We start from the raw sequence: 12,952 nt of genomic DNA, 5'->3' as shown, positions 1-12,952 counted from the left end.
CCGGAGGCGCCGGGGCCCGGCCGCGCGCTCAGCCGAGGCGGGAGAGCTCCGGCAGCAGCCGGCCGTCGCGGGCGATGCGGCGGCCGTTCTTCCACACCTCGCGGCCCCCGGGGGCGCCGGCGACCGCCTCGGGCACGTGGGCGGCGGGGATGGTGACGAAATCGGCCGCGGCGCCCGCGCGCAGGCCGTAGTCGGTCAGGCCCAGGACCTTCGCGCCCGCCTCGGTGACGATGTCGAAGGCGGCGGCGAGCTCGGCGTCGGTCCTTAAGCCGGAGCGGTAGCCGATCATCTGCGCCCGCCCCAGCATGTCGCCGTCGCCGTAGGGGGACCAGCTGTCGCGGATGTTGTCGCAGCCCGACCAGACCGTCGCCCCCGCCTCGCGCAGGATCGCGACGGGCGGGAAGCCGTGCGCGCCGGGGGCGGTGGTCATGATCGCCACCCCCGCCGCGGCCAGCCGGTCGGCCGCCTTGCGCTGGGCGCCCGGATCGACGTCGCCCAGTCCGTAGGCGTGGGAGACGCCGACGCGCCCCTGCATCCCGGCGGCGACGGTGCGCTCGCAGATCCGCTCGATCTCGAAGACGCCGAGCGTGCCGTGGTCGTGCAGGTGGATGTCGATGGGGGCGCCGCGCCGCTCGGCGATCTCGAATACGACGTTCAGGTGCCCCTCGACGTCGCGGTCGAAGGTGGCGGGGTCGAGCCCGCCGACCACGTCGCAGCCCATGCCCATCGCCTCGTCCATCATCTCGGCCACGCCGGGCGAGTGCAGGATGCCGTTCTGGGGGAAGGCGCAGAGCTGGAGGTCGATGAGGCCGGCGTATTCCTCGCGCACCGCGAGCAGCGTCTCGACGTGGCCCAGGCCGACGGTCAGGTCGATCATCACGTGGCTGCGCATGCGGGTCGAGCCCTGCGCGAGGCAGAGCTCGAGCTGGTTGCGCGCGCGCACGGCCAGCGGCGCGGCCTCGGCCAGGTTCTCGTGCTGGAAGGCCACGCGCTCGTGGACGTCGAAGCCGTCGGTGCAGGGCTTGTAGGGGAACCAGGCGTCGCCCCAGAAGGAGGTGTCGAGGTGGATGTGCCCCTCGACGAAGCCCGGCGCGACGAGGCGGCCGCCGACGTCCGCCGTCTCGCCCGCCTGCGGACGGGGCGCGCCCGGGGGCAGGATCGCCTCGATCCGCCCGCCGCTCACGGCGATGGCGGCGGCGCGGGTCCCGTCGGGGAGCAGGGCGTTTTCGATGAGCAGGTCGGTCACGGAGGGGCTCCGGCGGCTGGGAGGAAGGGCGGGCGCCACGCTAGAGGGAAGCCGCGGGAGAGGGAACCGGGAGGAGCGGCGGCGGCGTCCCGCGGCGGGAGCGCCGCGTCGACCCGCGCGCCCGGCCGACGCCCTGAGCCCGCGGCGCGCGGCGGAGGTCGGCGCCCGGCCCCCCGGTCGCCGGTCGGAGACGCCGGCGCCAGGCGACCCCGCCCGCCCCGCGCCGCGGGCGGAAGCTGCGGGCGGGGCGCGACGGCCGACGCGGCGCCTGCGTCGTCGGGGAGAGGGCGCCGCGCGGCCAAGCGGACGGCCGCGCCTGCGCCGGGCGCTCAGACGGCGAGGCCGAGGCCGGTCAGGTGGCGCGCGCCCTCGGGCAGGTCGGCGCGGTCCTTGAGCTCGAGGATCAGGCGGGCCTCGGGGGCGTGGGCCGCGAGCGCCTCGAACAGCGGCGCCCAGGCGATGCGGCCGCGGCCGGGCGCCCAGTGGCGGTCGCCGGCCCCGTCGACGTCCTGCAGGTGCACGTGGCGAAGCCGCGCGCCGGCGGCGAGGACGTGGAAGTCCACCGGCCGCCCGCCGCGGGCGACATGGGCATACTCGGCGTGGCCGGTGTCGAGCGAGACCCAGGCCGGCCCCGGCGCCAGCGCGTCGACCAGCGCGACGCGGTCGGCGGGGTCGAGGTCCTCGACGTTCTCGATCACCAGCTCCACGCCCAGCTCCTCGGCGCGCGCCAGCACCGGGGCCAGCAGCTCGGCGGCGCGCGCGATCAGCCCCTCGCGCCCGCCGGGCATCAGGGGGAGGTTGTCGTGGTGCCAGGCGGAGAAGGGCGAGTGGGCGACCATCTGCGTCGCCCCCAGCCGCCCCGCCGCCTCCAGCCCCTGCAGCAGGCGGCGGCGGGCGAAGTCGCGGGCCTCGGGGTCGAAGGCGGCGAGGTTCACGTCGAAGAAGGGCCCGTGGATGCCCAGGCGCCCGGACCAACCGTCGAGCGCCTTCATCGCGGCCGCGACCAGCGGCGCGGGATCCTCGAGCGCGGCGGGCAGGAACCAGTCCTGGATCTCGAGGTCGCGGTCGCGCTCGCGCAGCCAGTCGACGTGGTCGGGGATCTCGGCCGTCATCATCGCGGCCCCGAGGACGAGGGTCATGGCGCAGGCTCCTGGGATTCGGGTGGGCGCAGTGTGGCGGATTTCGCGGGCGGATATCGACGCCGTTGCGCGACGGGCGGATGACGCGGGCGCGACGATCCGGCGACGGGGCGGCGCGGCGCGGGACGCGAGACGGAGCGCAGGCCGGGGGCCGGGAGAGAGTCGGCGCAGGTCGCGCCGCCTGCGCCGGAGCGGGGAGCTCAGAGGGGGCGAGCGCCGCGGGAGACGACGCTGCGGGGCGTGGAGATGCGCAGGGGGCCAGGGGGCCGCGGAGGCGTCCGGCGGCTCAGGCGCCGCCGCCGCTCTCGGCGCGCTTCACCCAGCGGCCGCCGTCCCGGGCCCAGTAGACGGCCTTCATGCCGGTCGAGGAGACCTCGCGCCAGGCGGCGCGGGCGCGGTCCTTGGCGGGGGCGTCGGCGTCGTCGAACATCAGCACCACGCGCTCGAAGTTCGCGAACTCCGGCACGTCGGGGGCGGCGCCGTCGACCAGCATCAGCACGTCGGGGCGGTTGGGCGTCTCGCGTCCCGCGGTGAGGTAGATGGGCTGGGCCTCGGCGTAGCCGTCCTCGGGGGCGCCATGGGGGAGGAAGGACTCCTCGCGCCAGACCCACAGGTGGCGGTTCAGCGCCGAGACCCGCGCCGTCGAGCCCGCGCGCACGCAGACCCGCCAGCCGCGGGAGAGGCACTTCTCGAGGATGTCGGGGGCCGCCGCCTCGAGCGCGATGTCGGTCAGGTGGTAGAACCAGGCCTCGGCCATCCTCGGTCCGCCTTCTCGATCTTCGCCGCGCGGGGCGCCCCGGACGGCGGGGGCCGGCCGGGCGCGTCGTTCGTTGCGGGCCGGCCGGGCGCTCCGCCAGATGCAGGCCGGCCGGGCGCTCCGTCAGATGCGGGCTGGCCGGGCTCGACAGGCCCGGCGCGGTCGAGGGGGGCTCGACGCCCCCCGGGACCACCGCCCTGCCCCGGAGGGCGGGGCCTCAGCGCTTCTCGCGCCCCTTCACCAGCGCGTCCACCGCCCGCACGCCCCAGCCGGTCGCGCCGCGAGGGGCGAGGTCGGTGGCCTCGGAGAGGAGCGCCACGCCGGCGATGTCGACGTGGATCCACGGCACCTCGTCCTTGACGAAGCGCTTGAGGAACTGGGCCGCGGTGATCGAGCCCGCGGGCCGGCCGCCGGTGTTCTTGATGTCGGCGAGGCGCGACTTGATCTGCTTGTCGAAGGCGGGGTCCATCGGCATCCGCCAGGCCTTCTCGCCCGCCGCCCTCGCCGCCGCGCCGAATTCCTCGGCGAAGGCGTCGTCGTTGGCGAAATAGCCCGCGTACTGGTGGCCCAGCGCGATGATCATCGCGCCCGTCAGGGTCGCGAAGTTCATCATCACCGCGGGCTTGAACCGCTCCTGCGCGTACCAGAGCACGTCGGCGAGGACGAGGCGGCCCTCGGCGTCGGTGTTGATCACCTCGATCGTGTCGCCCTTCATCGACTTCACGATGTCGCCGGGGCGCTGCGCCTTGCCGTCGGGCATGTTCTCGACGAGGCCCACGAGGCCGACCACGTTGGCCTTGGCGCCGCGCAGGGCCAGGGCGCGCATCACGCCCGCCACCACGCCGGCGCCGCCCATGTCCATGGTCATCTCTTCCATGCCGCCCGCGGGCTTGAGCGAGATGCCGCCGGTGTCGAAGACCACGCCCTTGCCGACGAGGGCCACGGGGGCTTCGTCCCCGCCGCCCTTCCACTGCATGACCACGACCTTGGAGGGCTGGCAGGAGCCTTCGCCCACGCCCAGCAGCGCACGCATGCCGAGGCTCTTGAGGTCGGCCTCCTCGAGGATCTCGACCTCCAGCCCCAGTTCGCCCATGGCGGCGAGGCGGGCGGCGAACTCCTCGGTGCCGAGCACATTGGCGGGCTCGTTGACCAGGTCGCGGGTGAAGAACACGCCCTCGGCCACCGCCATGTCGTCGCGCGCGGCGCGGGAGACCTTCTCGGGCGCGTCGGCGTAGATCGTGGCCTCGCCGCGCACGGCCTTGTCGTCCTCGCCCGTCTTGTAGACGTCGAACGTGTAGCCGCGCAGCGCCAGGCCGAAGGCCACGGCGGCGGCGATCTCGGGCGCGCCGGTTCCGCCGGCGAAGATCGAGACGCCCTTCTTCGCGGCCTTGCCCGCGACGGCGGCGGCGATCGCGCCGCCCGCCTTGCGCGCGTCCTCGACCGAGGGCTCGGCCCCCAGCGAGACCAGCAGCAGCGCGTCGGCGGCGAGCCCGGCGGGGGCGGGGAAGCGGATCATGTCGCCGGGCTTGCCCTTCCACTCGGCGGCGGCGACGGCGCGGGTCAGGCCGCCCGACAGGGCGGCGTCGGCGGCCTGGGCGGCGGGGGTGAGGCCCTCGGGGCCCAGCGCCAGAACCACGACGGTTCCGCCTGCGGCGGCCAGGGCGCCTTCTTCCTCGGTCTCGAACTCGATCTCGATCGGCGCGCTCATCTTCGGCCCTCCCCGGCGCTTCTTGCGATGACGTCGCCCCAGACCTAGCCCCGGGCGCGTCCGCTTGCCAGCGCCGCGGGGTCGCGGCGCGACGTCGCTGCGGGAGAGGGCGCCCGCCGTCGCGCAGGCGCCGCGTCGGCCGTCCCGTGGGACGCCTCCGCCCCGCCCGCGGCGCGCGGCGGGCGTCGGCGTCCGGGGCGGGCGGGGGCGGCGGGACCCGGTCGCCCCGGGCGGCGAGGCCGGGACGCGCCGCGGGCGGGGGGCCGGCCACGAGCGCGACGGGCGACGCGGCGCCTGCGCGACGGCTGGGACCGGCGCCCGTCGGCCGCAGGGGCCGCGGGACCTCCGGCGAGCCCCTGCGCGCGGCGCCGATCACGGACCGGGGGCGGGGCGTGATCGCGGGTCGCTTGCCTCCGTCCCGCGGGCGACGCATGTTCGCGCCCATGCGTGGAACCGCTTCCCGATACGTGATCTCCCAGATCCTCGGGCCCTTCGGGCTCTTCTCCCTCGTGCTGCTGGGGCTGGTCTGGCTGACCCAGTCGCTGCGGGTGATCGAGACGGTGGTCGCCTCGGGCCAGTCGGCGGCGGTGTTCCTGCAGTTCGCGGCCCTGCTGCTGCCGGTGGTGATCTCGATGATCCTGCCGGTCGCGGCCTTCGCCGCGGCGCTCTACGCGCTGAACCGGATGTTCCAGGATTCGGAGGTCGTGGTGCTGATGGCCGCGGGCATGTCGCGCCTGCGCCTCGCGCGGCCCGTGTTCCTCTTCGGCCTGCTGGTGATGGCGGCGATGGCGGTCGTCACCCTCTACCTGATGCCCACCGCCAGCCGGGAGCTGCGCGACCGCATGGCCGAGGCCGGCGCCGACGTCGCCGGCGCCCTGCTGCGGGAGGGCGAGTTCCTCAACCCCGCCGACGACGTCACCGTCTACGTGCGCCGCGCGGGGCGCGACGGGCAGATGGCGGGGCTGTTCGTGCAGGACGACCGCGACGACGACGCGCGGGCGACCTACACCGCCCAGCGCGCCGCCCTTGTGCGCACCGAGGCGGGGCCGCGCCTGGTGATGTTCGAGGGCGCGGTGCAGCGCTACGACCGCGAGCAGCGCACCCTCTCGGTCCTCGCCTTCGACAAGCTGGTCTACGACCTCGCGCCGCTGATGCAGACGGGCGACTCGCGGCGGCTGAAGCCGTCGGAGTACTATTTCTTCGACCTGATCGCCCCGAGCGTGGCGATGCTGGACGGGCGCGAGCCCGACGAGTTCGTGGCCGAGGGGCATGAGCAGCTCTCGGCCCCGCTCTACGCCGTGGCGCTGCCGCTGATCGCCATGGCGGCCCTGCTGGGGCCGGGCTTCCGGCGGCGCGGCTACGGCAAGCGGCTGGCGGCGGGGGTGGCGCTGGCGGCGCTGTGCCGGCTGCTGGGGGTGGCGGCGAAGTCGGCGACCTCCTCCTTCCTGATGGCCTGGCCGCTGATGTACCTGGTCCCCCTGCTGGGGGCGGCGCTGGCGCTGCTGGTGCTGTGGCGCGGCCTGCCCAAGCGGCGCGGGCAGATGCCGGCCGAGGCCCCCCTGCCCGGCCCGGAGGCGTCATGATCGGCACGCTCTCGCTCTACGTCATGCGGCGCTTCGTGGGGGCCTTCGTCGCGGCCTTCTCGGCGGTGCTGCTGCTGGTGGTGATGGTCGACCTGGTGGAGCAGATGCGCCGCTCCGCCGGCACCTCGACCAGCTTCGAGCAGGTGCTGGAGCTGTCGCTGCTGCACGCGCCCTCGCTGATGATGGAGATCCTGCCGTTCCTGACGCTGATCGCGGCGCTGACCTGCTTCGCCCGCCTCGCCCGGTCGTCGGAGCTGGTGGTGACGCGGGCGGCGGGCGTCTCGGTCTGGCGGCTGATCGCGCCGGCGGTGGGGGCGGCGGCGCTGGGGGGCGTGCTGGCCTTCTCGGTGCTCGACCCGCTCTCGGCCGGGCTGCTGCAGCGGTTCGAGCGGCAGGAGGCGCGCTGGATCAAGGACCGCGCGAGCCTGCTGTCCGTCTCCGGAAACGGGCTGTGGCTGCGCCAGGCGAGCGGCGAGGGGCAGACCGTGGTCCACGCCCAGCGCGCCAACGGCGACGGCACGCTGCTGTGGCGCGTCACGCTGTTCCGCTTCGCCGCGGGCGACCGGCTGACCGCGCGGGTGGAGGCGGCGCGCGCGGTGCTCGAGCCCGGGCGCTGGGTCCTCTACGACGTGCGGGAGTGGGACCTCGACCAGTCGGCGGCGCCCGCGCGGGGCGCGCCGGGCGACCTCGACTCCGTCCCCGCCATGGGCTGGACCGACCTCGAGCAGCTGACCCTGCCCACCGACCTGACCCGCGCCCAGATCCTGGAGAGCTTCGCCTCCCCCGGCACGATCTCGTTCTGGGCGCTGCCCGGCTTCATCAAGGGGCTGGAGGCGGCCGGCGTCTCGGCCGCGCGTCACCGGATGCACTGGCAGGCGCAGCTGGCGCTGCCGCTGCTGCTGCCGGCGATGGTGCTGATCGGGGCGGCCTTCTCGATGCGCCACGTGCGATTCGGCGGCCTGGGGCTGATGGCGCTGGGGGCGATCGGCACGGGGCTGGCCTATTTCTTCCTCGCCAACGTGACCCAGGCCTTCGGCGGATCGGGGGCGATCGCGGCCCCGCTGGCGGCCTGGATCCCGCCGGTCGCGATGACGTTGCTCGCCCTCGGCTTGCTCCTGCATCTTGAGGACGGCTAAAGGAGGGGGGCGGCCGGCCCAGCCCGGCGACCGATCCGGAGTTCCCGACCCCGTGCCGTCCCGCGACACCCTGAGCGACCGTCCCGCCCCGCGCGCCCGCCGCCGTTCCGCGCGCAAGGCGCGCGGCGCCCTTCTGGCCGCGACGCTGCTGCCCCCCGCGCTGGCGCTGGCCGCGCCCGCCGGGCCGGCGCAGGCCCAGGGCTCGCTGTCGGAGATGGTGGCGGCCCAGCCGAACCAGGGGCCCGTCTCGCTGGTCGCCGACCGGGTCGAATACGACAACGCCGCCAACACCCTGACCGCCGAGGGCAACGTCGAGGTCTATTACGGCGAGCGGACGCTGACCGCCTCGCGCATCGTCTACATGCGCGAATTCGACCGCCTGACCGCCGACGGCCCCATCGTGCTGCGCGGGCCGGAGGGGGCGACGATCCTTGCCTCGACCGCCGAGCTCGACACCCAGCTGCGCAACGGCATCATCCAGGGCGCCCAGGCGGTGATGCAGGAGAACCTGAAGTTCGCCGCCAACGAGGGCCGGCGCATCGACGGGCGCTACAATGTGCTGACCCGGGCGGTGTTCTCGCCCTGCCTCGTCTGCCCCGAGGATCCCACGCCCCTGTGGCGCATCCGCGCGAGCCGCATCGTCCACGACGAGGAGGCGCGCACCGTCCACTACGAGGACGCGACCTTCGACGTCCTCGGCGTGCCGGTGGCCTGGACCCCCTACTTCCGCCACCCCGACCCGACGCTGGAGCGCGCCTCGGGCCTGCTGCCGCCGGAATACCTGCAGAACTCGAACTTCGGCTATGCGCTGAAGGTCCCCTACTACTGGGTGATCGACGAGCAGACCGACGCCACCATCACGCCCTACGCGATGACCGACGACGGGCTGATCGTCGAGGGCGAGTTCCGCCGGGCCTTCCAGCGCGGGTCGCTGGCGCTGCAGGGCTCGGTGACCCAGCAGGACTACGACGGGTCGGACGACTGGCGGGGGCACATCTTCGGCCAGGGCCTCTACCGGCTGACCGAGCTCGACGGCGGGGGGATCGAGGCGGGCTTCTCGCTCCAGCAGGCCTCCGACGACGGCTACCTGCGCCGTTACGAGTTCACCAACGACGACCGGCTGGAGTCCGAGGCCTTCGTGCGCGGCTCGGACGCGAAGGGCTGGGGCGAGGTCTCGCTGGTCCGCTTCCAGTCGCTGCGCGACAACGAGCCCTTCGGCCAGATCCCCATGGCGCTGCCCGTCTTCGAGGGGCGGCGCGTGTGGGACGGGCCGATGGGCACGCAGCTGGGCATGTCGCTGTCGGGCTATGCGCTGAAGCGCACCGACGGCCAGGACACGGTGCACGGCTTCGGGCGCGTCGACGTCGAGCGGCAGTGGCTGACCGACAGCGGCGTGCAGCTGACCGCCTTCGGCGCGATCCGCGGCGACGTCTGGCGGCTGAACGACGAGGCCCCGGGCGTGCCGGACGAGGAGCAGCGCCTCGCGCCCCTCGCCGCGCTCGACGCGCGCTATCCGCTGATCCGGCGCGACGAGGGGGGCGACCTGCTCTCCCCCCTGCTGGGGCCCGGCGCCGCGACGCATGTGCTGGAGCCGATCGTGCAGGGTGTGGCCGCGCCCTATTTCTCCGACGTCCCGCCCTTCCCGGACGAGGACAGCCAGGTGGTCGAGTTCGACGAGACCTCGCTGTTCGACGTGCGCCGCCATGCCGGCTACGACGGGTTCGAGGAGGGGCCGCGCCTGAACGTGGGCCTGCGCTATGCGCGCGTCGGCGACGACGGCTCGCGCCTCGCGGCCGCGGCGGGGCGGGTGTTCCGGCCCAAGGAGATCGGCTCCTTCCCCCAGGGGGTGGGCCTGAACAAGCGCGAATCCGACTGGGTGGGCGCCTGGGCGCTGGAGATCCCGGACCTCGTGAAGCTCGCCCACCGGGTGCGCGTGGGCGACGACCTGGACCTCAACCGCAACGAGGTCTACGGCTCGCTGGACTTCGGGCGGCTGGAGCTGGCGGGCTCCTACGTGTGGCTGGCGCAGGACGCGGTGACCACCATCGACCGGCACGAGGTCGCGGCCGAGGCGCGCCTCGCCGTCTCGCGCAACTGGTACGTGGGCGGCGAGCTGCAGCGCGACCTGCAGAACGAGCGCTGGGTCGAGACCGAGGCGCTGGTGGGCTACGCCAACGAGTGCGTCGACGTGGCCTTCTACGTCGGGCGGCACTTCACCTCGACCGTGGACGTGCCCGCCTCGACCTATTTCGGCGCGCGGGTGAACCTGTGGGCGCTGGGCGGAGCGGGCGCGCCGGGACCGAAGGCCGGGGCCTGCGCGCCGGTGTTCGACACCGCCGGGCCGCTTTCGGGCGGCGTCAAGTAGACCGTCGCGGGCCCATGCGGGCTGGACTGGCGCGCCCGGCTGCGGCAAGGGTGGCGCATGGCTGAGGAACCCCGAATGACGACCACTACGACCCGCCCCCGCGGCGCCGCGCGCGCTCTGCTGGCCGGCTTCGTCGCCGCGCTGGCGCTGGTTTGCGCCGGCGCGCCGCAGGCCACGGCCCAGTCGGCCCCCGACGCCTTCGCCGCGGCGGCCTTCGTCAACGGCAAGGCGGTGACCAATTTCGACGTCGAGCAGCGCCAGAAGCTGATCGCGCTTGCCGGCGCCGGCTCCTCCGACCGGGAGACGGCGCTGCAGTCGGTGATCGACGATCGCCTGAAGCGCGGCGCGGCCGACGCCGCCGGCGTCTCCGTCGCGCCCGAGGAGGTGGAGGCCGCGCTGGGCCGTTTCGCCGCCTCGCTGGGGGTGAACGGGCCGGCCGCGCTCGAAACCCGCCTGCGCCGGGCCGGCATCTCGCTGCCCATCGCGCGGGAGTTCGTGGAGACCGAGCTGCTGTGGTCGGCCGTGGTGCGCCGCGACTTCCTGCCCGGCGCGCAGGTGACCGAGGCCGAGGTCGACGCCGAGATCGAGGCCGCGGGCCTGGACAAGACCGTCGACTACTCGATGGGCGAGATCGCGGTGCCCGACGAGGGCGATCCGGTCGGCAAGCGCGCCGAGGTCCAGAAATGGGTCGAGGAGCTGCGCGCCGGCGCGGACTTCGAGGCGATGGCCCGCGCGCGCAGCCGCTCGCGCACCGCGGCGCAGGGCGGGCGGATCGGCTGGGTGCCGGCTTCGCAGCTGCCGCCGGCGCTGACCTCGATCCTCGCCCAGCTGCCCGTCGGCGGCGTCACCGACGCGCTGACCGCGCAGGGCGCGGTGGTGGTGCTGAAAGTGTTCGACCGCCGCGAGACCCCGCGCGAGATCACCCCCGAGGACCGCGAGCAGGTGCGCGCCCAGATGCTGGAGCGTCGCCTGGCCCGCCAGGCCGAGGGGCGCCTGCAGCAGCTGCGCGCCCGGGCCTATGTCGAGCGGCGCTGACCCCGCGCCGGGGGGCGAGCCGTCCCCCGCGGCCGGGGGCGATGCTTCGGTCCCGCCGCTGGCGCTGACCTGCGGCGACCCCGCCGGCATCTGCGCCGAGATCGCCGCCGGCGCCTGGTCGCGCCTGCGCGGCGCCGCGCCGATGTTCCTGCTGGGCGACGCCGACCACGCCGCCGCCCACGGCCCCGTGCACCGCATCGCGGCGCCCGAGGAGGCGACGGCCGAGCTCTGCGCCCACGCCCTGCCCGTCCTGCATCGTCCTCTGGCCGTGCCGCCTCTTCCTGGGCGCCCCGCGCCCGAGAACGCGCCGATGGTCGTCGCCGCGATCGAGGAGGCCGTCGCCCTGTCGCGCGCCGGCCGCGCGGGCGGGGTGGTGACCTGCCCGATCAACAAGAAAGCGCTCTACGACGGCGCCGGCTTCGCCTTTCCGGGACATACCGAGTTCCTCGCCGCGCTGGCGGGCGTCGCCCGGCCGGTGATGATGCTGGCGGGGCCGCAGCTGCGCGTGGTTCCGGTGACCATCCACATCGCCCTTTCCGCCGTGCCCGCCGCCCTGACGCCGGAGCTGCTGGAGGAGACGATCCGCATCACGCACGCGGGCCTCGTCCAGGACTTCGCCCTGCCCCGCCCCCGCATCGCCGTGACCGGCCTCAACCCCCACGCGGGCGAGGGCGGCGCGATGGGGCGCGAGGAGATCGAGGTGATCGCCCCGGTGCTGGAGCGGCTGCGGGCCGAGGGCTTCGACCTCGCCGGCCCCCTGCCCGCCGACACGATGTTCCATGAGCGGGCGCGGGCGCGCTACGACGCGGCGGTATGCATGTATCACGACCAGGCGCTGATCCCGATCAAGGCGCTGGACTTCGACCGCGGGGTGAACGTGACGCTGGGCCTGCCCTTCGTGCGCACCTCGCCCGACCACGGCACCGCCTACGACATCGCCGGCCAGGGGCTGGCGGACCCGACCTCGCTGGTCGAGGCGATCCGGCTGGCCGCCTCGATGGCCGCGGCGCGGATGGGGGCGGGGGCGTGAGCGGCTCGCCCGACGGGCTGCCGCCGCTGCGCGAGGTGATCGCGACGCACGGGCTGGCGGCGAAAAAGAGCCTCGGCCAGAACTTCCTGCTCGACCTCAACCTCACCCGCCGCATCGCCCGCGCCGCCGGGCCGCTGGAGGGGGTGGAGGTGTTCGAGGTCGGCCCCGGCCCCGGCGGCCTGACCCGCGCCCTGCTGATCGAGGGCGCGGCCCGCGTGGTGGCGGTGGAGCGCGATCCCCGCTGCCTGCCGGCGCTGGCCGAGGTGACCGCGGCCCATGGCGGGCGGCTGGAGGTGATCGAGGGCGACGCGCTGAAGGTGCAGGCCGCCGAGATCATGCGCGCGCCCTGGCGGGTGGTCGCGAACCTGCCCTACTACGTGGGCACCGAGCTTCTGGTGCGCTGGCTGACGCCGCCGAGCTGGCCTCCGGGCTGGGAGAGCCTGACGCTGATGTTCCAGAAGGAGGTGGCCGAGCGGATCGTCGCCGGCCCCGGCTCCAAGACCTGGGGGCGGCTGTCGGTGCTGGCGCAGTGGCGCTGCGAGGCGCAGGTCGCCTTCGACCTGCCGGCCCGCGCCTTCACCCCGCCGCCGAAGGTGGATTCGGCCGTGGTGGTGCTGCGCCCCCTGCCCGAGCCGCGCTTTCCCGCCGAGCCGCGGATGCTCGACCGCGTCGTGGGCGCGGCCTTCGGGCAGCGCCGCAAGATGCTGCGCCAGTCGCTGAAGACCGCGACCCCCGCCGCCGCCGCCCTGTGCGAGGCCGCGGACGTGACCGAGACGCTGAGGGCCGACGACGTCTCGCTGGCGCAGTTCTGCGCGCTGGCCCGGGCCTTGGCGGCGGCCGAGGCCGGCTGATCCAGCGGCGCCCGCGTTCCGCGGGCGGTCCTTCCTCTCGGGTCCGCGCAGACGCGCGGCCCTCGGGCGGGCGCGGGAGGCTCGCGGACCTCGTCGCGCGCG

At 75.1% G+C, this 12,952-nt stretch carries 10 protein-coding genes; 6 read left to right on the top strand and 4 right to left on the bottom strand.

Annotated elements, in window-relative coordinates:
- Positions 1-28 precede the first annotated feature (28 nt).
- The 4 genes from P2H44_RS08715 to P2H44_RS08700 all read right to left on the bottom strand — a co-directional run bounded on the left by P2H44_RS08715 (position 29) and on the right by P2H44_RS08700 (position 4,850).
- On the bottom strand, positions 29-1,246 hold the full coding sequence (locus P2H44_RS08715) for an amidohydrolase family protein (RefSeq protein WP_275763119.1): 1,218 nt from the start codon (positions 1,244-1,246) through the stop codon (positions 29-31).
- 329 nt (positions 1,247-1,575) lie between these two features.
- Positions 1,576-2,385 carry a sugar phosphate isomerase/epimerase family protein gene (locus P2H44_RS08710; RefSeq protein ID WP_275763118.1) on the bottom strand — a complete coding sequence of 270 codons (810 nt, stop codon included), beginning with the start codon at positions 2,383-2,385 and terminating at the stop codon, positions 1,576-1,578.
- Between the two features lie 286 nt (positions 2,386-2,671).
- Complete coding sequence (locus tag P2H44_RS08705; protein ID WP_275763117.1) at positions 2,672-3,142, bottom strand: DNA polymerase III subunit chi; 471 nt, start codon at positions 3,140-3,142, stop codon at positions 2,672-2,674.
- 217 nt (positions 3,143-3,359) lie between these two features.
- Positions 3,360-4,850, bottom strand: coding sequence for a leucyl aminopeptidase (locus P2H44_RS08700; protein ID WP_275763116.1), 1,491 nt, complete (start codon positions 4,848-4,850; stop codon positions 3,360-3,362).
- 443 nt (positions 4,851-5,293) lie between these two features.
- Between P2H44_RS08700 and lptF the strand changes: the two genes are divergently transcribed.
- The 6 genes from lptF to rsmA all read left to right on the top strand — a co-directional run bounded on the left by lptF (position 5,294) and on the right by rsmA (position 12,850).
- Positions 5,294-6,433: an LPS export ABC transporter permease LptF gene (gene lptF, locus P2H44_RS08695; protein ID WP_275763115.1), complete on the top strand. Its 1,140-nt coding sequence runs from the start codon at positions 5,294-5,296 to the stop codon at positions 6,431-6,433.
- Positions 6,430-7,569: an LPS export ABC transporter permease LptG gene (lptG, locus tag P2H44_RS08690; RefSeq protein ID WP_275763114.1), complete on the top strand. Its 1,140-nt coding sequence runs from the start codon at positions 6,430-6,432 to the stop codon at positions 7,567-7,569. Before lptF ends, lptG begins: the two co-directional genes overlap by 4 nt.
- Before the next feature lie 52 nt (positions 7,570-7,621).
- The gene (locus P2H44_RS08685) at positions 7,622-9,934 is read left to right on the top strand and encodes an LPS-assembly protein LptD (protein ID WP_275763113.1); all 2,313 of its coding nucleotides are present in this window, start codon (positions 7,622-7,624) and stop codon (positions 9,932-9,934) included.
- A 75-nt stretch (positions 9,935-10,009) separates the two neighbouring features.
- Positions 10,010-10,969: a peptidylprolyl isomerase gene (locus P2H44_RS08680; RefSeq protein WP_275763112.1), complete on the top strand. Its 960-nt coding sequence runs from the start codon at positions 10,010-10,012 to the stop codon at positions 10,967-10,969.
- Positions 10,953-11,999, top strand: a complete 1,047-nt coding sequence (pdxA, locus tag P2H44_RS08675) for a 4-hydroxythreonine-4-phosphate dehydrogenase PdxA (protein WP_275763111.1) — start codon at positions 10,953-10,955, stop codon at positions 11,997-11,999. The genes P2H44_RS08680 and pdxA overlap by 17 nt, the downstream gene beginning before the upstream one ends.
- The gene (gene rsmA / locus P2H44_RS08670; RefSeq protein WP_275763110.1) at positions 11,996-12,850 is read left to right on the top strand and encodes a 16S rRNA (adenine(1518)-N(6)/adenine(1519)-N(6))-dimethyltransferase RsmA; all 855 of its coding nucleotides are present in this window, start codon (positions 11,996-11,998) and stop codon (positions 12,848-12,850) included. The genes pdxA and rsmA overlap by 4 nt, the downstream gene beginning before the upstream one ends.
- Positions 12,851-12,952 lie beyond the last annotated feature (102 nt).

This window comes from Albimonas marina (genome assembly GCF_029223255.1).
In the GTDB taxonomy this organism is placed as follows: domain Bacteria; phylum Pseudomonadota; class Alphaproteobacteria; order Rhodobacterales; family Rhodobacteraceae; genus Albimonas.
Note: the sequence above shows the minus strand (reverse complement) of the source record. Positions and strands in the feature narration are given on the sequence as shown.